The sequence below is a fragment of the Streptomyces sp. F63 genome (assembly GCF_018070345.1).
Classification (GTDB): domain Bacteria; phylum Actinomycetota; class Actinomycetes; order Streptomycetales; family Streptomycetaceae; genus Streptomyces.
In genome coordinates this window covers 51,275-70,342 of sequence record NZ_JAGPXX010000003.1, presented here as the reverse complement: position 1 = coordinate 70,342, position 19,068 = coordinate 51,275, and the positions used below count along the sequence as shown (strand labels likewise).

Annotated in this window: 19 protein-coding genes; 12 read left to right on the top strand and 7 right to left on the bottom strand. The window is 74.0% G+C overall.

The annotated features are described in order from the left end of the window. Positions 1 to 13 precede the first annotated feature (13 nt). From KBZ10_RS04380 to KBZ10_RS04360, 5 genes are all read left to right on the top strand, one after another. On the top strand, positions 14 to 478 hold the full coding sequence (locus KBZ10_RS04380) for a DUF1772 domain-containing protein (RefSeq protein WP_210986155.1): 465 nt from the start codon (positions 14 to 16) through the stop codon (positions 476 to 478). A 116-nt stretch (positions 479 to 594) separates the two neighbouring features. Then, positions 595 to 1,422 (top strand): NmrA family NAD(P)-binding protein, encoded by an 828-nt coding sequence (locus KBZ10_RS04375; protein WP_210986154.1) that lies wholly within the window; start codon positions 595 to 597, stop codon positions 1,420 to 1,422. A gap of 159 nt (positions 1,423 to 1,581) precedes the next feature. Beyond that, positions 1,582 to 2,217 carry a hemerythrin domain-containing protein gene (locus tag KBZ10_RS04370; RefSeq protein ID WP_210986153.1) on the top strand — a complete coding sequence of 212 codons (636 nt, stop codon included), beginning with the start codon at positions 1,582 to 1,584 and terminating at the stop codon, positions 2,215 to 2,217. A gap of 46 nt (positions 2,218 to 2,263) precedes the next feature. Next, the gene (locus KBZ10_RS04365) at positions 2,264 to 2,773 is read left to right on the top strand and encodes an anthrone oxygenase family protein (protein ID WP_210986152.1); all 510 of its coding nucleotides are present in this window, start codon (positions 2,264 to 2,266) and stop codon (positions 2,771 to 2,773) included. A gap of 59 nt (positions 2,774 to 2,832) precedes the next feature. Then, entirely contained in the window at positions 2,833 to 3,825 is a 993-nt protein-coding gene (locus tag KBZ10_RS04360; protein WP_210986151.1) for an AraC family transcriptional regulator, read from the top strand. 52 nt (positions 3,826 to 3,877) lie between these two features. On the opposite strand, the gene KBZ10_RS04355 is transcribed toward KBZ10_RS04360, so the two are convergent. From KBZ10_RS04355 to KBZ10_RS04330, 6 genes are all read right to left on the bottom strand, one after another. Beyond that, positions 3,878 to 4,654, bottom strand: coding sequence for a 4'-phosphopantetheinyl transferase superfamily protein (locus tag KBZ10_RS04355; protein ID WP_210986150.1), 777 nt, complete (start codon positions 4,652 to 4,654; stop codon positions 3,878 to 3,880). A gap of 157 nt (positions 4,655 to 4,811) precedes the next feature. Beyond that, entirely contained in the window at positions 4,812 to 5,687 is an 876-nt protein-coding gene (locus KBZ10_RS04350; RefSeq protein ID WP_210986149.1) for an alpha/beta fold hydrolase, read from the bottom strand. Further along, a complete protein-coding gene (locus KBZ10_RS04345) occupies positions 5,684 to 6,196 on the bottom strand; it encodes an SRPBCC family protein (RefSeq protein WP_210986148.1) in 513 nt (170 codons plus the stop codon). Before KBZ10_RS04345 ends, KBZ10_RS04350 begins: the two co-directional genes overlap by 4 nt. Positions 6,197 to 6,252: 56 nt before the next feature. Continuing rightward, positions 6,253 to 7,761, bottom strand: coding sequence for an FAD-binding protein (locus tag KBZ10_RS04340; RefSeq protein WP_210986147.1), 1,509 nt, complete (start codon positions 7,759 to 7,761; stop codon positions 6,253 to 6,255). Between the two features lie 71 nt (positions 7,762 to 7,832). Continuing rightward, on the bottom strand, positions 7,833 to 9,344 hold the full coding sequence (locus tag KBZ10_RS04335) for an NAD(P)/FAD-dependent oxidoreductase (protein WP_210986146.1): 1,512 nt from the start codon (positions 9,342 to 9,344) through the stop codon (positions 7,833 to 7,835). A gap of 5 nt (positions 9,345 to 9,349) precedes the next feature. Next, entirely contained in the window at positions 9,350 to 10,234 is an 885-nt protein-coding gene (locus KBZ10_RS04330; RefSeq protein ID WP_210986145.1) for a class I SAM-dependent methyltransferase, read from the bottom strand. Between the two features lie 205 nt (positions 10,235 to 10,439). Between KBZ10_RS04330 and KBZ10_RS04325 the strand changes: the two genes are divergently transcribed. Genes KBZ10_RS04325 through KBZ10_RS04315 form a run of 3 tightly spaced genes read left to right on the top strand, consistent with a single transcriptional unit; the run spans position 10,440 to position 12,444 of the window. Beyond that, complete coding sequence (locus KBZ10_RS04325; protein ID WP_210986144.1) at positions 10,440 to 10,700, top strand: hypothetical protein; 261 nt, start codon at positions 10,440 to 10,442, stop codon at positions 10,698 to 10,700. An 11-nt stretch (positions 10,701 to 10,711) separates the two neighbouring features. Then, positions 10,712 to 11,695 (top strand): 3-oxoacyl-ACP synthase III family protein, encoded by a 984-nt coding sequence (locus tag KBZ10_RS04320; protein ID WP_210986143.1) that lies wholly within the window; start codon positions 10,712 to 10,714, stop codon positions 11,693 to 11,695. Next, positions 11,692 to 12,444, top strand: a complete 753-nt coding sequence (locus tag KBZ10_RS04315) for an SDR family NAD(P)-dependent oxidoreductase (RefSeq protein ID WP_210986142.1) — start codon at positions 11,692 to 11,694, stop codon at positions 12,442 to 12,444. Before KBZ10_RS04320 ends, KBZ10_RS04315 begins: the two co-directional genes overlap by 4 nt. 115 nt (positions 12,445 to 12,559) lie before the next feature. On the opposite strand, the gene KBZ10_RS29145 is transcribed toward KBZ10_RS04315, so the two are convergent. Continuing rightward, positions 12,560 to 13,621 carry a bacterial transcriptional activator domain-containing protein gene (locus KBZ10_RS29145; protein WP_307847183.1) on the bottom strand — a complete coding sequence of 354 codons (1,062 nt, stop codon included), beginning with the start codon at positions 13,619 to 13,621 and terminating at the stop codon, positions 12,560 to 12,562. 416 nt (positions 13,622 to 14,037) lie between these two features. On the opposite strand from KBZ10_RS29145, the gene KBZ10_RS04305 reads away from it, so the two are divergent. The 4 genes from KBZ10_RS04305 to KBZ10_RS04290 all read left to right on the top strand — a co-directional run bounded on the left by KBZ10_RS04305 (position 14,038) and on the right by KBZ10_RS04290 (position 19,021). Then, positions 14,038 to 15,252 carry an aminotransferase class I/II-fold pyridoxal phosphate-dependent enzyme gene (locus tag KBZ10_RS04305; RefSeq protein ID WP_210986141.1) on the top strand — a complete coding sequence of 405 codons (1,215 nt, stop codon included), beginning with the start codon at positions 14,038 to 14,040 and terminating at the stop codon, positions 15,250 to 15,252. A gap of 105 nt (positions 15,253 to 15,357) precedes the next feature. Next, entirely contained in the window at positions 15,358 to 16,626 is a 1,269-nt protein-coding gene (locus KBZ10_RS04300; protein ID WP_210986140.1) for a beta-ketoacyl synthase, read from the top strand. Continuing rightward, positions 16,623 to 17,516 carry a MaoC/PaaZ C-terminal domain-containing protein gene (locus tag KBZ10_RS04295; RefSeq protein WP_210986139.1) on the top strand — a complete coding sequence of 298 codons (894 nt, stop codon included), beginning with the start codon at positions 16,623 to 16,625 and terminating at the stop codon, positions 17,514 to 17,516. The genes KBZ10_RS04300 and KBZ10_RS04295 overlap by 4 nt, the downstream gene beginning before the upstream one ends. Further along, complete coding sequence (locus tag KBZ10_RS04290) at positions 17,513 to 19,021, top strand: AMP-binding protein (RefSeq protein WP_210986138.1); 1,509 nt, start codon at positions 17,513 to 17,515, stop codon at positions 19,019 to 19,021. The genes KBZ10_RS04295 and KBZ10_RS04290 overlap by 4 nt, the downstream gene beginning before the upstream one ends. The last annotated feature ends 47 nt before the right edge of the window (positions 19,022 to 19,068 follow it).

Below are 19,068 nucleotides of genomic sequence, written 5' to 3'. Positions count from 1 at the left end.
CGATGATGACACCATGTCGGAGACCCTCGAAATCCTGGCCCTCGTCTGTACCGGGCTCTACGCCGGTTACCTGTTCGCCTTCCTCTCGGGCGTCATGCCCGCCCTGAAAGAGGTGGACGACGCCCCGTTCACCCTCGTCATGCGGGGCATCAACCGGAAGGTACCCGGGCCGCTCTTCATCCTGCTCTTCCTCGGGTCGCTGGTCTTCCCGGCCGTCTCGTGGTTCGTCGCCCCGGACGGGCGTGCGGAAAGCGCCGGAACCCTCGTGGGCATCGCCGCGGTCTGCGCGCTCGTGGGGCACCTGATCACCTCGGGCGGCAACGTCCCGCTGAACAACGCCCTGGAGTCCTCGCGGGGCCGGGGCGACGAGCGGGCCGCCCGCACGGCGTTCGAAGGGCGGTGGAACGCCCTGCACCGGGTGCGGACCCTGTTCGCCGTCGCCGCCTTCGCCCTGATGGCCGTCGCCGTCGGCCGGTGAGCCGCGCGCGGCGCGCGGTGAACCTACGTGTCGCGCTCACACGACGAGACGATCGCGTATGAAAGCAAGCCCAGGAGCTATGTTCCGTCTGCCGATCGAAGACTTCAATGGACTCCATGAGCACTCAGACACAGAACACCGCACCCATCCTCGTCATCGGCGGCACCGGGAAGACCGGACGGCGCGTCGTCGAGCGCCTGCGGGGACTCGGCCGCGCGGTCCGGGTCGGCTCGCGCAGCAGTGAGACCCCCTTCGTCTGGGAGGACGAGAGCACGTGGGGCGCCGCGCTCGACGGAGCCGGCGCCGCGTATGTGACCTACTACCCGGACCTGGCCTTCCCCGGGGCCAAGGAAGCGGTCGGGCGCTTCGCCGCCGTCGCCGTCGAGCGGGGCGTCCGCCGTCTGGTGCTGCTCTCCGGCCGTGGCGAGGAGGGTGCCGTCGCCGGCGAGGACGCCCTCAAGGCGTCCGGCTGCGACTGGACCGTCGTCCGCGCCAACTGGTTCAACCAGAACTTCAGCGAGAGCTTCTTCCTCGACCCGGTCCGCTCCGGCGAGCTGGCCCTGCCCACCGGGGACGCCGTCGAACCGTTCGTCGACGCCGACGACATCGCCGACGTGGCGGTCGCCGCGCTCACCGACGACCGGCACATCGGCAAGACCTACGAGCTGTCCGGCCCGCGCCTGCTGAGCTTCGCCGACGTCGCCCGTGAACTGTCGGCGGCCACCGGCCGGACCATCACCTACATCCCGGTCAGCACCGACGACTACCGCGCGGCCCTGCGCGAGCTGGGCGAGCCGGAGGAGTTCGCCGACCTCTTCACCCTCATCGTCGACGGGCGCAACGCCAGCCTGGTGCACGGCGTCCGCGAGGCACTCGGGCGGGAGCCCCTGGACTTCGCGGACTACGCCAAGAAGGCCGCGGCCACCGGCGTCTGGGACGCCTGACCGAGACGCCCGACGGAACGGTGTCGCAAGCGGTGGTCCGCCGGCCCCGGTGAGCCCGGCAGCCGGCGGACCACCGTACCGGCCGTGCTCGGCGACGGACCGTCCGAGCCAAGCGCTCCGGCGGCCGAGTGCCGGGGACCCAGAGAAGAGAGGGACGCGATGGACGGGCTGCTGTGGGGAGGCAAGGGCGTGGCCACGCTCCCCCGCCACCTGCGGGGATTCGCGCAGACACACCTCGCGCTGCGGCGCGACTCCAGGCGGCTGGTGGCCGCCGCGCCGCTGCTGACTCCCGCCGGGCTTCCCGGGGCTGCGGAGTGGTGGCGGCAACTGCGGGCCATCCTGGACTGGCACCACCGTACGGAGGACGAGATCCTCTGGCCGGGGCTGATCGAGCACGTGCCGGAGATCGCCGCCGGATCCCACCGGATGGTGCAGGACCACGTGGAGCTGGAGGACTCGATGCTCCGGGTGACCGAGGCGCTGGAGAGCGGGCGCCCCGAGCTGATCGGCGGTCCCGCCGGCATCTTCGACACCGCCCTCCACCGGCATCTGCACGAGGAGGAGGAGCTGGCCTTCCCCGTCTTCGTCCGGGTACCGGCGCATGTGTTCGCGGCCCTGGAGCGCCGTGTCCTCGTGGCGGCGCCCTTCCGCGTCAAACGCGTCCTGCCGCCCTGGCTGCTGGACGCGCTCCCGCAGCCGGGCGGGGTGATGCCCGCGCCCGTGCGCCTGATGGGGCGGACCGTGCTGCGCGGTGCCTACCGCCGCACCCTCACCGGAATCCTGGAACCGCGGTGAGCCGTGCCCAGCGCCGGCCGGCCGGCACCGATCGGAGGAACACGTCATGAGGTCTGCTGCTCCCAAGGATCCCGTGCTGGTCGCGGCGACCCTCGGCACCGGTCTGATGGCCGGCCTCTATCTCGCCTTCGACATCGGGGTGATGCCCGTCCTCGGCCGCCGCGAGGACGAGCGCTTCGTCGCCGCGATGCGCCGGGCCAACGACGCCCTGGACGACGACGGCGCCTTCGGCACGCTCTTCCTCGGGGTGTTCGTGGCGACCGGCCTCGCCGCCCGCAGACTCGCCCGCGCGGACCACGGCGACGCCGCCCGGCGGGCCCGGGCCGCCGCCGTTCTGTACGGCCTCAGCGTCGTGACGACGGTCTGCGTCAACCTCCCCCTCAACCGCCGGCTGCGTGCGGCCCCCGGCCACTCGGCCACTGCCCTCGCCGGGGCGCGGGCGGCGTACGAACTCCCCTGGCGCCGCGCCAACGCCGTCCGAACGGCCGCCTGTCTGGGCGCGCTCGCCCTGCTGACCGGTGCGATGGCGAACAGGCGCGGTGCCGTGGCGCGTTGACACGGGGCGTTGACACACTGGGCACACGCACAATCCACGACGGTACGGGGGTGATGGTGGTGGACACACTCAGCGGGCTGCTGGAGAGTCCCAAGGCGCGCGGCGCCTTCCTGCTGAAATCGGTGTTCAATCCCCCGTGGGGGCTGCGCATCGAGGACCGCGCGGCCTTGTCGCTGGTCACCATGTTGCACGGCTCGGCGTGGGTGCTCCGCGAGGGCAGCGAGCCGGTACGCATCTCGGCCGGGGACGTGGCCGTGCTGCGGGGGCCCGAGCCGTACACGCTCGTCGACGACCCGGCGACGCCTCCCACCATCACCATCGACCCGGAGCAGCGTTGCAGCACCACCACGGGGCAGGACGTCGCCCAGTCGATGTCCCTGGGCGTGCGCACGTGGGGCGAGCCGCACCGCACCGGGTCGACCGTGATGCTCAGCGGGACGTACCAGGCGCCCAACGAGGTCGGGCGCAGGCTGCTCGCCAGTCTGCCCGCGATGCTCGTCCAGCCCGCGTCGGCGGCGCGGACCCCGCTGATCGGAATGCTCGCCGTCGAGGTCGAGAAGGAGGACCTCGGCCAGGCGGTCGTCCTCGACCGGCTGCTCGACCTGCTGCTCATCAACGTCCTCCGCACCTGGCTGATGGAACCGGGGACGGGTGCGCCGCTCTGGTTCCGGGCGCAGAGCGACCCGGCGGTGGGACGGGCGCTGCGGCTGCTGCACGAGCGGCCCAGCGAACCCTGGACGGTCGCCTCGCTCGCGTCCGCCGTCGGCGTCTCCCGGGCGGCGCTCGCCCGGCACTTCACCGAACTGGTCGGTGAGCCGCCGATCTCCTACCTGACCGGATGGCGGCTGACGCTCGCCTCCGAAATGCTGCGGGACCCGGCTCTCTCGGTCGCCAGCATCGCCGGAAAGGTGGGGTACTCGGGGCCGTTCGCGCTGAGCGCCGCCTTCAAGCGTGAACGGGGCGTCAGCCCGCAGGAGTTCCGCCGGGGCAAGCGGCCGAAGGAATCCCCGGCCGGCGGATCGGACGGGCGGACCGTGGTCCTCGGCCGTTGAGACCGCTGGGCGCCGAGGACGCCGGGCCGGCCGGTCCCGCCGGGCCGGCCGGTCATCCCGCCGCGGCCGGCACGGCCACGGCGGTGAGCACGAAATCCTCGGTGACATGCCAGCGCCCCGTGCAGCGGGCCGCCGCCGGCTCGCCGTCCCCCGCAGGCCACCCGGCCGGGAGCGGTACCGGTGTCGCTGCCGCTGCCGCTGCCGCTGCCGCACGGTCATCCGGTCGCGCCGTACGGTCCGGTCGCGCCGCACGGTCCGGTCGCGCCGTACGGCCGGGACGGATCTCGGCCGTCAGCAGGCCCCGGGCCGTGAACGCGACCTCGACGGCGGCCGTGCCGATCCACCGGCGGGTGGCCGGGTACCAGGCCTTGTAGACGGCTTCCTTGGCGCCGAACAGCAGCCGGTCCCACGGCAGCCGGGGGTGCTCGGCGGTGAGCCGGGCCACCATCCGCCGCTCGGACTCCGAGGCAACCAGGCCGAGGACGCCGTGCGGCAGCCGGAGCGCGGGCTCGGCGTCCACGCCGAGCGCCGCCCACCGGTCGGACCGCGCCGCCACCGCCGCCCGGTAGCCGGCGCAGTGAGTGATGCTGCCGACGAAGCCGGACGGCCACACCGGGGCGCCGTCCGTCGTGCGCAGCAGCGGCCCGGCCGGTGCGCCGAGAGCGTCCAGACAGCGGTGGGCGCAGGCCCGCGCAGCGGTGAACTGCCGGACGACCCGGTCCGGCCGGCCCCGTACCAGGGCGAGTTCCCGGGGATCCGGCAGAGCCGGAAGCGCGTCGTCGAACGTCTCCGCTCCGACCGCCCCCGCCGGCACGAGCCGCCCGATCACCCCGCGCCCCGACACGGGCGGGTGCCGTGGGTGCGGGTGCGGCCCCTCCCCGGGGTCCGGGTGTGCCGTGGTCCTCCGGGCGGCGGCCGTCGCGGGTACGGGGGCGGACCGGGACGGGTGGCGGGCCGGGGGGCGGCGGCCCCGGCGAGGGACCGGTTCACGGGGTGCCGGCCCCGGGCGTGCCGGCGGTGACGCGGGCGGCGGTGCGGGTGACGGACTCCGCCACGGCGTCCGGGTGTTCCAGGGGCAGGACGTGGCCGGCGCCGTCGAGCGGGGTGAACTCCGCGTCCGGGAGCGTGGCCGCCAGGTCCCGGCCCAGCTCGGGCCGTACGACCCGATCGGCCCCGCCCGTCAGGACCGCGGCCGGCAGCCGGGCCCCGGCGAGTGCCGCCCGCAGGTCCATGCCCCGGGAGGAGCGGAAGCAGGCCGCCCGTACCTCCGGGGCGGTCCCGGCGAAGACCTGGCGGTTCACCTCGCGGAGCCGCGGGGCCAGGGAGGTGCCCGTCATCTGGTTGAGCAGGGTGCGGCCGAGGCCGGGCCGGCGCAGCGCCCACGAGAAGAGCGGTGCCCCCATCATCCGCGCCTCCTTCTCCGTGGTGTCCTGGTCGTACGCCGCCGAAGCGACCAGGACCAGGCCCACCGGACGGACCCCGGGCCCGGGCACCGCGGCCATCGCCAGCGCGGCGAACCCGCCACCGGAGTGCCCGACGACGAGCGGCGCGCCGCCGGCGTGGCGGACGACCGCCGCCAGGTCCGCGGCCATCGCCGCGGCGGTCACGCCCGCGGCTCCCACCGTGGAGCTGCCGTGGCCGCGCAGGTCGTAGGAGACCACCGGGAAGCCGCGGCGCAGCAGCCGGTCGGTCACCGGGCCCCAGATCCGGCGGCTGCCGCCCCAGCCGTGGGCGAGCACGACCACGGGACGCCGGGCGGAGCCCCGGGCCAGCGGCGCCAGGACGGAGACCGCCAGACGGGTTCCGTCCTCCGTGCGCAGCCAGGTCTCACCGGCCACGGGGGCCGTGGCGGCAGCGGTCACCGGGAGACTTCCGGAGCCGGGGCGGCGGGGGCCGCCGGCGAGGGCCCGGCGGGCAGCAGCCGGGCGAGCCGGGCGAACGCCGCGCGGGTCGCGCGGGTGTGCTGCACGCCGATGTCCACGATCCCGGCCAGGACGGCGAGCCCACCGTGCGGCCGGGCCCGGAAGCGCATCGCCAGCCGGGTGCCGCCGCCGTCGAGCGGGTCGAGGGTGAACTCCGCCGTCCCCCGGAACGCCCCCTCGACGTACTCCAGGCCCAGCCTCCTGCCCGGTTCCACGGCGGTCGTCCGCGCCGTGAACCGGAGCTTCATGCCGCCCTTGTCCACCCCCTTGGTGTGGACCGTGATCCTGGTGAGCGCGCCCACCCGGTCCGGTGCTCCGTCCGCCGGCTCGAAGGTGTTGTCCGGCACCCACCACCGGGCGGCGCCCGAGAGTTCACTCACCAGTGCCTCCCAGACCACGTCCGCACCGGCGGCGAGCAGCGCCTCGTCGACGAGATCGTACGTCTTCACCTGCTGTTCCTCCTCGATGGTTCGACGGGGTCAACGGGGATCCGGGGCCTGCCCGGTCAGCCGAAGAAGCCCTGGCCCGGGGTGAGGACACGGTCCGGGTCGAAGCGCTTCTTCGCCTCGCACAGCGTCTTGTACGAGGAGCCGAAGTGGCGGCGCCAGTCGGCCGGGGTGAGGTCCGGCACCGCGCCGACGAGGTACCGCTTCGCGCCCAGCGCCACCGCCCGGTCGTACAGCCAGCGGTTCTGCTGCACCATGCGGTCGATGTCGGCGGCGCCGGTGCCCGGGTGCGGGAAGCGCAGCAGATCGAAGAGGTAGCCGACCCGGTCCCCCGGCTGGACGGCCAGGGGGACGCCTACGTTGGACGTCAGGTACGGGTAGCTCAGCAGCACGCCCGCGCCCAGGTCGTCCGGCGTCAGCTCGCTCTCCGCCAGCCGCAGGAACTTCGCGGCCGCCGAGCGCGGGAGGAACAGGCTCAGCCACGGCTTGGGCTGCTCCCAGTAGCCGCCCTCCTTCAGGAACGCCTCGAAGCCGTCGAGCCGGAACAGGTAGTCGCGCAGCGCGTAGTCCTCGGCGTGCGCCTCGTCGCGCAGGTCCGTCAGGCCCCGCAGCAGCCGCGCCCGGTCCGGGGTCCGGCCGCCGGAGTAGGTGGCGACCGCCTCGATCTTGTAGCGCCAGCCCGAGCCGTCCGGGCGCCGGAGCATCTCACCGCCCTGCATCTGGAAGCGGTGGTCGGCGAGCAGGACCTCGGAGTCCGTCATGAACGACGCCACGTCGTCGTAGTACAGGCTGAAGACGGTGGCGCGTTCGGCCGCGGGTACGGTCCGCAGGGTGACCTGGACGATGACACCGACCTGTCCGCCGCCCGCCAGCGCGGTGCGGAACAGCTCGGGCCGGCGGGTCGGCGAGGTGGTGACGACCTCACCGGTGCCGGTCACCACCACCAGCGACTCCACGGTGTCGGCGATCAGGCCCTCGGTGCCCATGGTCAGACCGATGCCGCCGACGCTGAGCGTGCCGCCCACGGAGAGCGGCAGGTAGTCGGGGAGGGCGGGGAGCGTCCGGCCCCGGGAGAGCAGGTGGTCGGTGATCTCGGCGAAGGTCGCTCCGGCCTCGACGGTGACCGTGCCGGCGCCGGTGGACAGGACGCGCGCCATGCCCCGGGCGTTCACCGCGATGCCACCGGGGACGGCGGCCTGGCCGTAGCAGGAGTGGGACTCCAGGTCGCCGCCGGTGCCGCTGCGGCCGTTGACGGCCAGCTTGAGGTTGTTGCTCCGGGCGTAGCGGATCATCTTGGCGATGTCCCGGACGGAGCCGGGGGTGAGCACCGCCCACGGGATCGTGCCGGTCACCAGCCGGCCGAAGTCGTGGGCGTACGAGTCGAACTGACTCGTATCGGTGGTCAGCGTGCCGTCGAGCTCGGGCACGGACACCACGCGGTCGCCGGGGCGGCGCGTGGTGTCGCCGGCCCAGGCCCAGCTCCCGGCGGTGACGTTCCAGCCGACCACGGTGGCGGTGGCGCCCACCGCGCCGAGGACCGTTCTTCGGGAGGGGGTGTGCAGGTTCATCGAGGGACTCCGTGTCTTCTCGGGCGCGGGTACGTGCGGGTGCGTGGTGCGGCCGTCGTGCCGCGGTCGGGTCACGAGGCGGCGTGCGCGGGGGTGCGCAGGTCCTCGCTGGTGCTCAGCAGGTGCTCGGCCGGGTCGAACCGGCCGGTGGTCCGGCGGAAACGCCAGGTGTAGGTGGGCCAGATGGAGGGGTTGCGCCCGTGCTCGTCGAGGTACCAGCTCCGGCAGTTGCCCGCGTTCCAGACCGTGCCCTCCAGCCGCCGGTCGAGCCGCTCGTTGTACGCCCGCTGGGCCTCGGGGAGCACTTCGACGGCGGCGAGCCCCCGCTTGTCCATCGTGTTCAGCGCGTCGAGGACGTAGCCGATCTGCGCCTCGATCATGATCACCTGAGAGGAGTGGCCCAGGGTGGTGTTGGGGCCGAGCATCATGAAGAGGTTGGGGAACCCGGCGACGCCGGTGCCGCGCAGGGCGCTCATGCCCCCGCTCCACGCCTCCTTGAGGCTGACGCCGTCCCGCCCGAAGAGCCGCTCCGCGATGGGCCGACGTACGGCCTCGAACCCCGTACCCAGGATGATCGTGTCCACCGGCCGCTCCCGGCCGTCGGACGTGACCACCGCGTCCGCCGTGACCTGGGCGATGCCGTCGGTGACCAGGTCGACGTTGGGCTGCTGAATCGCCGGATAGTACGTGTTCGAGAAGAGCAGGCGCTTGCAGGCCAGTACGTAGTCGGGGGTGAGCCGGGCCCGCAGCGCCTCGTCCGGCACGCTCTTCCTGAGGTGGTCGGAGGCCATCTTCTGCATCTTCGCGGCGACGCCGGGACGCGCCATGACGAAGGCGAGGATCTCCCGGCCCCACATATTGAAGTTCCGGCGGAAGCGCTGGTAGCCGGGGACGGAGGTCAGCAGCTTCGTCTGCAGGGCGCTGTTGGCCTTGTCGTTCTTCGGCCCGATCCACGGCGGAGTGCGCTGGTAGAGGTCGAGCCGGGCGACCTCCGGCTGGATGGCCGGTACGAACTGGATGGCGGAGGCACCGGTGCCGATCACGGCGACCCGGCGGCCGCTGAGGTCCACGTCGTGGCGCCAGCGGGCGGAGTGGAAGACCTCGCCCTGGAAGCCGGCCAGGCCCGGGATGTCGGGGATGGCGGGCTCGCTGAGGTAACCGGTGCCGGTGACGAGCACCCGGGCGGTGTAGTCCCCACCCGTGGTGGAGATCCGCCAGCGCTTGGCCAGCTCGTCCCAGCGCGCCTCGGTCAGCTCGTGCCGGAAGCGGAGGTGGGAGCGCACCCCGAACTGGTCGGCGCAGTCGCGCAGGTAGTCGAAGAGCTCCCGCTGCTTGCCGAACGTGCTCTTCCAGTGGGGGTTGGGCGCGAAGGAGAAGGAGTACAGGTGCGACATCACGTCACAGGCGCAGCCCGGGTAGGTGTTGTCCCGCCAGGTGCCGCCCACCTCGTCGGCCCGTTCGAAGACCAGGAAGTCGTCGATGCCCTGCTGCAGCAGCCGGATCGCCGTACCCAGTCCGGAGAATCCGCTGCCGATCACCGCCACCCGGAGGTCGCGCGCGGGGTCCAGGGGTGTCTCCCTCATGCCGGTCACCCCCTCCGGGCCAGCGTGAGCCGGAAGTTGTTGAAGAAGCGGTCCTCCAGCGTGTACGCGAAGATGTCCAGGTAGCGCTCGAAGCGGGCCACCACCTCCTCGCTCTCCAGCGCGACCGCCTCCGCGCGCCGTTCCGCGAGCCGGGCCAGCCAGGCGCGGCACGCCCGTGCGAAGGCCTCGCGCTCGTTGACCAGCTCGACCACCTCGAACAGGCCCTCGGCGGCGGCGGCCAGCTCGTGCAGGTGCGGGATGTGCATGCCGGCGAACTCGGAGCGCTGGAGGAACTTCAGGTCGTCCAGGATTCTGCGGCCGATGGGCTGGGCCTCGGCGGTCATCGTGTGCAGGACGAACCGGCCGTCCGGCACCAGCGCCTCGTGCACCCGCTGGAAGAAGAAGCGGTACCGCTTGGTCCGCTCCTTCGGCGGGAGGCCGGAGGGGACGAAGTGCTCCAGGGCGTTGACGCAGAAGGCCGCGTCGTACGCGCCGGGCGCGTGGTGTTCCGACCAGCTCTCGACCCGGGTGGTGACGGCCGGGTTGTTCAGGCCCCCGATGTACGCGGCCTGGGTACGGCTCAGGGTGAGGCCGACGGCCTCACGGACGCCGTGCTCGGTGGTCAGGCGGTGGGCGAGGGTGCCCCAGCCGCAGCCGATGTCGAGCACCCGGTCCTTGCCCGCGGCGTGCGCCAGGCCGGCGAACGCGTCGAGCTTGCGTTCCTGTGCGACGTCGAGGGCCTCGACCAGGCCCTCGCCCTGCTGCCAGTAGCCCCCGCTGTACATCATGCTGGGCCCCAGGAGCAGACGGTAGAACTCGTTGCTCACCTCGTAGTGGTGGCGGACGGCGTCCACCTCCGGTTCCGCGGTGTGGGAGGCAATCGTCGCCATCCTCGCCCTCTCCTCGCGATGTCGGCCGCCGGGCGCCCTCGCGCCGCGCAGCCGTACGGCCGTGGGAACTGTGCTGGGCAGAGCCAAGCCGATCGGCGCAAGCGGTACGCAACAGCTCTGTGTGACTGCCGTGTTGCGGTCGGATTGCGAGGAGCGGCTTGGCTCGGCGGAGACGATTCGTCCGTCGCGTCAGAGAGGAACAACCATGGCACTGCCGACCGTCGAGGAACTCGCGCAGCAGCTCGCCGCCGTCTCCGGGGCCACCGAGGTGACCCCCGACGCGCCGATCCAGCACATCGCGGATGTGGACTCGCTGGACCTGATGGAGTGGCTCTACAACTTCCAGAACGAGCACCCCGACATCCCTGCGGACGAGTCCCTCTTCGCGGACCTGGACGACACCACGACCATGCGGGACGTGCACGCGAAGCTCACCGGGCTCGTGCCGCAGCCGGCCGAGCGGTGACGGCACGCCGTATGAGCGGGTTCGACATCGCGGGGTGGGGCAAGGCCCTGCCCGAACAGGTCGTCACCAGCGCCGAGCTGGCGGATCGCTTCGGGGTCGACGAGCACTGGATCACCAGCCGCTGCGGCATCCGGGAGCGGCGGGCGGTCGGCCCCGGTCAGACCACTGCCTCGCTGGCCGTCGAGGCGGGCCGGGCGGCACTGGACAAGGCCGGTCTGACCGGTGCCGACATCGCCCAGCTGATCGTCGCCACGGCCACCCCCGAGCAGCCCTCGCCCGCCACCTCGGCCTTCGTCCACCACGAACTGGGCATCGCCGGCGGGGCGATGGACGTCAACTCCGAGTGCGCCGGCTTCGTGTACGGCCTGGTCGCGGCCATGGGCATCCTGGGCATGGATCGGCGGCCGGTCCTGCTGATCGGCTCGGACACGCACACCCTGACCGCGAATCCGGCCGACCGTGACCTCTCGATCCTGGTGGGCGACGGCGCGGCCGCGGTGGTGCTGGTGCCGGGTCCCGAGGACCCGGTGCTGGCCTGGAACCTGGGTGCGGACGGCTCCTGCGCCGACGCGCTGAAGGTGCCCGCGGGCGGCAGCCGGATGCCCGCCACGGCCGACACGGTCGCGCGGGGCCTGCACTACGCGCAGATCAAGGGCAACGAGATCTACCTCAACGCGGTCCGCTACACGGTCCGCACGGTGCGGAAGACCCTGGAGAGCGCCAAGGTCGCCGCCGCCGAGGTGGACCACGTCGTCCCGCACCAGGCGAACATCCGGATCATCAACTCCGTGCTGCAGCACACCGGTCTTCGGCCGGAGTCGCTGGTGACCAACCTGGAGCGGTACGGCAACACCGCCTCGGCCTCCATCCCGCTGGCGCTCACCGAGGCGCTGGAGGCGGGGCGCGTCCGGCCCGGCCAGCTGGTCCTGCTGGCGGGTTTCGGCGCGGGGATGACCTGGGGTTCGGTGCTGATGCGCTGGGGAGGTGCCACGTGAGCGGACAGGGAGCGGGAAAGCGCCCCGAGGCGCCGGTCGCGCTGGTGACCGGCGCCTCGGGCGGCCTCGGGCAGGCTCTCGCGGTCGAACTGGACGCGCTGGGCTGCCGGGTGGCCGTGCACTACCGCAGCTCGGCCGCCCGGGCCGAGGCGGTGCGCGGGAAGCTGACGCACGACGCCGTGGTCGTCGGCGCGGACGTGGGGTCGTGGGAGGAGACCCGGGAGCTGTACCGGCACGTGGAGGAGTCGCTCGGGCCGGTCGACATCGTGGTCAACAACGGGGCGGTCCGCAAGGACGCGCTGATGGCGATGCAGTCCCCGGACGACTGGCACGAGGTGATCCGCACCAATCTGCTGGGCACCTTCCACACCAGCCGTGTCGCGCTGCCGTCCATGCTGCGCCGGCGCTGGGGCCGGATCGTCAACGTCGTCTCGCCCTCGGGCCTGATCGCCACGGCGGGCCAGACGGCGTACTCCGCCTCCAAGGCCGGCGTCATCGGCATGACGCGGACGCTGGCCGCGGAGTGCGGACGGCGCGGTGTCACGGTGAACGCCCTCTCCCCGGGCTTCATGATCACGGGGATGACTCAGGATTTGCCCGAACGGGTCATGGAGGACATGGCCCGCAAGGCACCGGTGCCGAGGTTCGTCACGGTGGAGGAGGTCGCCAGGAGCGTCTCGCTCTTCCTCGACCAGGACTGCATGACCGGTCAGGTGGTCAGCATCGACAGCGGGGTGTCCGTCATGTGAGGTTCGCGGGACCCGCGGTGACGGGGCCGGGGCGAGCGCGTCGAGGCGCTCGCCCCGGCCCCGTGCCGTGTGCGGACCGGCCCGGGGCCCGGGCCGGGAGCTTCGGCCGGGGGCCTCAGGCCGTACGGCGGTGGGCGTCGGAGACGCCGTGCAGCCGGGAGCCGGCGGCCGGCGCGGGGCGCCGCAGCCGCATGGACGGGGCCGCGGACGTGGTCGCGGCCCCGGACGCGGGCGCGGGCGCGGATGCGGGCGCGGATGCGGGCGCGGGCGCAGATGCAGGCGCGGATGCGGGCGCGGGCGCGGATGCGGGCGCGGATGCGGGCGCGGGCGCAGATGCAGGCGCGGATGCGGGCGCGGGCGCAGATGCGGGCGCGGATGCGGGCGCGGGCGCAGATGCGGGCGTGGTCGCGGCCATGGCGACGGGTCTGCGTCTGTCCAGCAGCCCCAGGTAGGCGGCCTCGCTCTCCGGACTGGGGTCCACCCCCAGCTCCTCGGCGAGGACCGTGCGCAACCGCTGGTAGATCCGCAGGGCCTCGGCCCTGTTGCCGGCCAGCCGGTGCGCGGTCATCTGGCACCGGTAGGCGCTCTCCCGGAACGGCGCCTGGCGCACGGCCTCCTCCGCGTACTGCAGGGCGTGGTGCGTGTCGCCCAGCGCGGACGAGGAGCTGCTGGCGGTCTCCAGCGCGGAGACGCGCACCTCCCTGAGCCGGGCCCGGACCGAGTCGACCCACTCGCCCTCGTGGGAGGCGAGGAAGGGGCCCCGCAACAGGGTCGCGGTCGTGGTGGCGAGCCGCTGCGCGGTGGCGTGGTCACCGTCGCGGTACGCCGCCGCCGCGCTGACGGCGGTGCTCTCGGCGCGGTCCACGTCCACGTGGACGTCTTCGGGAAGCCGCAGCAGATAGCGCCCCCCGCGGGCGATCAGCGGCGGTTCGCCACCGGTGGGTACGCCTTCCGACAGCGTGGCCCGCAGCCGGCTGACGACGCTGCGCAGCGCCGAGGCCCAGGTGCTCGGCGGGCCGTCCGGCCAGATGGTGTCGGCGAGTTGGTCCCGGCAGGTGCCGGTGGGCCGCTCCAGGCAGAGGCGGGCGAGGGCGATCTGGGCCTGGTGACTGGAGAGGACCCTGGGGGCCTCCAGATCGTGTTCGACGGACACTAGGCCGACAAGCCTGATGAGCACGGCGGTCCCCCCGTGAGTTGAGGCGGCTCCCGCGCCGGTGTATGCGGCCGACGAGAGCCGACTAGCTGACGTGCGGCGTGCTGGTGGTGCGACGTGCGGTCCGGGGCCGGCCACCCATCCCGGCAGCGGACCTGTGGGCATCGTGTGAATGAGCGGTGCGGATGCGGAGAGAGGTCGGCCAAATCTTCTTCATGACCGAGCAAGGAGCATTCTCTCGGAAAACAGGAGCGTGTCAACCAATAGTGAGTTTGCGGTAGTTAACTTCTGATGCAATGCGATGACTCTCCTTGTTGATTTATACGGGGCGACTTGATCTTGCTTCCCTGTTGCGCCCCGATTGCGTGGCCGACGTTGAATTCCTGCCACGAAGAAACCATTGCGCGCTGCGCGATGGACGCCGAAGGAGAGGACGGCCGATGGCTTCCGCAGGGTGGGGGAGAATCGCACACAAGCTCGATGCGACCCGGCGTCGTGTGGCCTCGCTGGAGTGGGACGCCGAGCGCCGCAACAGCTTCGTCCCCTACACCGCCGAACGCGACTCGGCCTACGTCGACCTCGACGGCCGGCGGCTGCTGATGATGTCCGGCTACAGCTACCTGGGCCTCGCCGGTGACGAGCGCGTGGTGGCGGCGGCCCAGGAGGCCGCGGCCCGGTACGGCACCGGCAACCACGGGGTGCGCGCGCTGGCCGGCTCCATCCCGCTCCACGAGGAGCTGGAGGCCGAGGTCGCCGGGATCGCCGAGCGGGACCGGGCCCTGGTCTTCGGCTCCGGCTACGCCGCCAACGTCGGGACGATCGGCGCGCTCGTCGGACCGGGCGACACCGTCTTCGTCGACAAGTACGCCCACGCCAGCATCGTGGACGGCTGCAAGCTCAGTGGCGCCACCGTGGTCCGCTTCCGGCACAACGACACCGAGCACCTGGCCCGGCGCCTGGAGGCCGCCGCGCCCGGCGGGGCCCGCCTGGTGATCGTCGACAGTGTGTACTCGATGGACGGCGACATCGCGCCGCTGCCCCGGCTGCGGGAGGTCTGCGACGCCCACGAGGCGCTGCTGATGGCCGACGAGGCGCACGCCCTCGGCGTCATCGGCCGCACCGGCCTGGGCATCGAGGAGCACTTCGACCGGGCGGTGCGGGTGGACGTCAAGCTCGGCACCCTCTCCAAGGCCATCCCTTCCATGGGCGGCTGGGTCGCCGGCACCGACGAGCTGATCGGCCACCTCCGGTACGCCGCACGCCCGTTCCTCTTTTCCGCCGCCCTCGCCCCCGCGTCGGCCGGCGCCGCCCTGGAGGCCCTGCGGGTGCTGCGGGCCGAGCCCGAGCGCGTCGCCCGAGTCCAGGGCCACGGTGCGCGCTTCCGCGACCTGGTCAGGGCGGGCGGACTGCGGACCGGCCACAGCGAGACGGCCGTCGTCCCGCTCATCGCCGGCTCCGACGAGGCCGCGTACGACCTGGCGACCGCCGCCCGCCGGCTGGGCGTCGTCGGCCTCCCGGTGGTGACCCCCGCCGTCCCCCGTGACCTGGCGCGACTCCGCATCGCCGTCACCGCCCGGCACACGGACGCGGACATCGGCCACGCGGCGGAGGCGTTCCTGAAGGCCGCCGGTGAGTGCGGGGTGGCAGCGGCCTGAACGGCCGCCGCCCGGGGCCGTGCGGGCCCGGCAGAGGTGGAAACCAGGCGTGCTCGCCGGCTCCGGCCGCTCGCGGCCGGCGGAACGGGAAGGAGAGATGAGACCATGCGTACTCAGGCGGGGCGTCCCGCCCGGCCCGACGTGGCCATCAGCGGCATGGGGGTCGTCACCCCCGCCGGCTGCACCACCGCGGAGCTGTGGACCGCCGTCCGGGCGGGCCGCTCTCTCGCCGCCGGCCTCACCCACTTCGACACCGGGCGCCACCGCATCCGCATCGGCTGCCGGGTCCGCGGCCTCGCCGACGGCGACCACCGGGCCGAGCCCTGGCGGACGGTACTGGCGGGCAAGGCCGCCCAGCGGCTCGACCCCTTCGCCCGGTACGGCCTCGCCGCCGCCCTGGCCGCACACGCCGACGCCGGGCTCCCCGAGGCGCCCGCCGCCCGCTGCGCGATCGTGGTCGGCACCGCCGTCGGCGGGCGCACCACCAGTGACCTGGAGTCCCTGAACTACGCGGACCGCGGCCCCCAGGGCGTCCGCCCGCTGATGCCCCTGATGACGATGCCCAACGCCGCGGCCGCTCAGCTCGCCCTCCAGCTCGGCTGGCACGGGCCGGCCCTCACGGTCAGCACCACCTGCGCCAGCGGCGCCGACGCCATCGGCCTGGGGGCCGCGATGCTCCGGGACGACCGCGCGGACATCGTGATCGCCGGTGGCTGCGAGGCGACCCTCACGCCGGTCACGCTCGCCGGGTTCGGCAACCTCAACGCCGCCTCCACCCGCACCGACGCGGCGACCGCGTGCCGCCCCTTCGACGAGAGCCGCGACGGCTTCGTCATGGGTGAGGGAGCCGCCTTCGTGGTGCTGGAGCGGTCGGCGGACGCCCGGGCCCGCGGCTCCCGCCCCCACGGTCTCGTCGCCGGGTACGCGGCCACCTCCGACGCCTACCACCTCTCCGCCCCGCACCCCGACGGTGCCTTCGCCGCCGACGCCATGTCCGGCGCCCTCGGCGACGCCGGGCTCGCCCCCTCGGACATCGCCCACGTCAACGCCCACGGCACCGCCACCGTCCACAACGACCGCGCCGAAGCCACCGCCCTGACCAAGGTGTTCGGTCCGTGCGGGCCTCCGGTGACCGCCTCCAAGGGCGTCATCGGCCACCTCATCGGAGCGGCCGGCGCGGTCGAACTGGTCATCGCCGTCCAGGCGATGAACGCGGGCTCGGTCCCGCCCACCGCCAACCACACCCGGACGGATCCCGACATGGAGATCGACGTGGTCCACGGCGCTCCGCGGCCCGTCGCCGCCGGCCCCGCGCTGACCAACTCCTTCGGCTTCGGCGGCCACAACAGCAGCCTGGTGGTGATCCCCGCATGACCCTCTCCGCCCCGCCTCCCGGCCCGCCTCCCGGTCCGGTTCCCGCCCCGGCCTCCGACCCGGCCGCCCCGGCCCTCGACGCGGCGGCGGCTCGCCGCTACCGCACGGTGACGCGGCAGGCGCTCGGCCGGCCCGAGCCCGACCGCGCCGACGCGGGCCCCCTCGCCGCGTTCGTCCTCACCCACCCGCTCGCCGAACGCACCGTCGCCGGCCTCGCTGCCGGACACGGCCCGTACTCCCTGCTCCACCTCGCCCAGGAGATCGAGCTGCACGCACCGCTGCGGCCCGGCGCCGCCCTGGAGGCCCGCGCCGAACTGCTCGGGGCACGCGTCGAGGCCAAGGGCACCCGTCTCGCCCTGCGCACCCGCCTCACCGGCCGGGGGACCGGGACCGCCCTCGCCGACCTCACCACCCACGTCCTGCTGGCCGGCGTCAGCGCCGTGGAGCCGCGGGGCGCCCTCCGCACGGCCCCCGCACCCCGCCAGGAAGCTCCCGGGTCCAAGGTGACCCGGCCGGTCGCCGTCGACCGGGAGTGGATCGCCCGCTACGGCGAGGCCGCCGGGGACCTCAACCCCGTGCACCTCCTCCCGGCCGCCGCCCGGGAGGCGGGCTTCCCCGATGTCATCGCCCACGGCATGGCACTGGTCGCAGTGGCCGTCGAGGAGATCGCCGAGCGGTACGCCGGCGGGCACGCCGACCGCATCCGGGCGCTCGGTGCCCGTTTCGCGCACCCGGCGCTCCCCGGCCCGGGCACGCTCCTCGAACTCACCCCGCCGGCCGCTCCGCCGGGCCACGGCGACACCGTCCTGTTCACCGTCCGGTCCCGGGACTCCACCGCCGTCAAGGGCGGCTGGGCACGGCTGGCCCCCGCGGCGGGAGGCCACCGATGACCGAGCCGTACGGAGAGCTGGCCGAAGCCGTCCTGCGCTGGGCCGGGAAGACCCCCGACGCCCCCGCGCTGTGGTGGAGCGGCACCGCCACCACCTATCGCGAACTGGCCGACGAGACCGCTGCCGTCCGCGCCCGCCTCGCCGGGCGCGTCCCCGCCGGCGCCGCGCTCGCGGTCCTCGACGCCAAAGCACCCCGGACGGTCGCCACCGTCCTCGCCTGCCTCGCCACCGGCCGTCCCGTCCTGCTCCCCTCCCCGACGCTGCCGCCCGGCCACCTCGCCGCCGTGACCACCGAGGCGGGGTGCCGGTACGCGGTGGCGGGGGACGACATCGGGCCGCTGGTCCCGGGGGCGGGAAGCGACGCGCGCCCGGGAGCCGTCCCGCCGGGCACCGGCTTCGTCCTGACCACCTCCGGCTCCACCGGTACGCCCAAGGCCGTGCCCCTGCCCCACCGGGGGGCGGACGCGTTCACCCGCTGGGCCGCCGACGCCTTCGGCATCACGGAGGGCACCCCCGTCCTCAACTACGCCCCGCTCAACTTCGACCTGTGCCTGCTCGACATCTGGACCACCCTCGCCCACGGCGGCCAGGTCGTCCTCGTCGACCCGGCCGTCGCCGCGGCCGGCCACCGGCTGCTCGCCCTGCTGCGCACCCACCGCGTGGAAGTGGTGCAGGCGGTGCCGCTCTTCTACACGCTGGTGTCCGCCGCCGCGCGGACCGGGGGCGGCGGCCCGCTGGACTCCGTACGCCATGCGATCTTCACCGGTGACGTGATGCCCGAGCAGACCCTGGCCGGCCTGGCGGCCCTCGCCCCCCGCGCGCGGCTGCACAACGTCTACGGCTGCACCGAGACCAACGACAGCTTCCGCCACGAGGTCGACCGGGACCGGCCGCTGCCCGCCACGGCGCCGCTGGGCCGCCCGCTCCCCGGCGTGCGCGCCCGGCTGCGGGACGCCCGGGGCCGCCTCGTCACCGGCGCCGGCCGCGGTGAACTGGAGGTCTCCACGCCCTTCCAGAGCACCGGCTACCCCGATCCGCTGCGCACGGCGGAGAAGTTCGTCACCGACCCGGCGGACGGCACTGGCGGCGGCACCCGCTGGTTCCGCACCGGTGACCTGGCCGAGGCGGGCGCCGACGGTGTCCTGCGGCTCGTCGGACGCCTCGACCACCAGGTCAAGATCCGGGGCGTCGCCGTCAACACCGCCGAGGTCGAGCAGGTGCTCCTGGACCACCCCGAGGTCACCGAGGCGGGCGTGACCACCCTGCCCGACCCCGTCGAGGGCCGCCGCCTGCTCGCCGTGGCCCGGCTGACGGACGGCTCCACCGCGACCAGCCTCGACCTCAAACGCCACTGCGCCGCCCGGCTGCCGCGCGGTTCGGTGCCGGCCGCCCTCGTCCCCGTACGCGAGGCCCTGCCCCGTACCGGCACCGGAAAGGTGGACCGCCGGGCCCTGGCGGGGCTCCGCCCCGCGACACCCCCGGCACCGGCCGCCACCGGCTCCTGACGAACGCCCGGCCCGGCCCGTCCCGACGACCGCCACGCCCGTCCAGC

Excerpts from the sequence above, each read along its gene's own strand:
- KBZ10_RS04370 (WP_210986153.1), top strand. The coding sequence starts at position 1,582 with ATGGACGGGCTGCTGTGGGGAGGCAAGGGCGTGGCCACGCTCCCCCGC.
- KBZ10_RS04300 (WP_210986140.1), top strand. The coding sequence starts at position 15,358 with ATGCGTACTCAGGCGGGGCGTCCCGCCCGGCCCGACGTGGCCATCAGC.
- KBZ10_RS04320 (WP_210986143.1), top strand. The coding sequence starts at position 10,712 with ATGAGCGGGTTCGACATCGCGGGGTGGGGCAAGGCCCTGCCCGAACAG.
- KBZ10_RS04340 (WP_210986147.1), bottom strand. The coding sequence starts at position 7,761 with ATGAACCTGCACACCCCCTCCCGAAGAACGGTCCTCGGCGCGGTGGGC.
- KBZ10_RS04375 (WP_210986154.1), top strand. The coding sequence starts at position 595 with ATGAGCACTCAGACACAGAACACCGCACCCATCCTCGTCATCGGCGGC.
- KBZ10_RS04325 (WP_210986144.1), top strand. The coding sequence starts at position 10,440 with ATGGCACTGCCGACCGTCGAGGAACTCGCGCAGCAGCTCGCCGCCGTC.
- KBZ10_RS04335 (WP_210986146.1), bottom strand. The coding sequence starts at position 9,344 with ATGAGGGAGACACCCCTGGACCCCGCGCGCGACCTCCGGGTGGCGGTG.
- KBZ10_RS04305 (WP_210986141.1), top strand. The coding sequence starts at position 14,038 with ATGGCTTCCGCAGGGTGGGGGAGAATCGCACACAAGCTCGATGCGACC.
- KBZ10_RS04365 (WP_210986152.1), top strand. The coding sequence starts at position 2,264 with ATGAGGTCTGCTGCTCCCAAGGATCCCGTGCTGGTCGCGGCGACCCTC.
- KBZ10_RS04380 (WP_210986155.1), top strand. The coding sequence starts at position 14 with ATGTCGGAGACCCTCGAAATCCTGGCCCTCGTCTGTACCGGGCTCTAC.
- KBZ10_RS04295 (WP_210986139.1), top strand. The coding sequence starts at position 16,623 with ATGACCCTCTCCGCCCCGCCTCCCGGCCCGCCTCCCGGTCCGGTTCCC.
- KBZ10_RS04330 (WP_210986145.1), bottom strand. The coding sequence starts at position 10,234 with ATGGCGACGATTGCCTCCCACACCGCGGAACCGGAGGTGGACGCCGTC.
- KBZ10_RS04290 (WP_210986138.1), top strand. The coding sequence starts at position 17,513 with ATGACCGAGCCGTACGGAGAGCTGGCCGAAGCCGTCCTGCGCTGGGCC.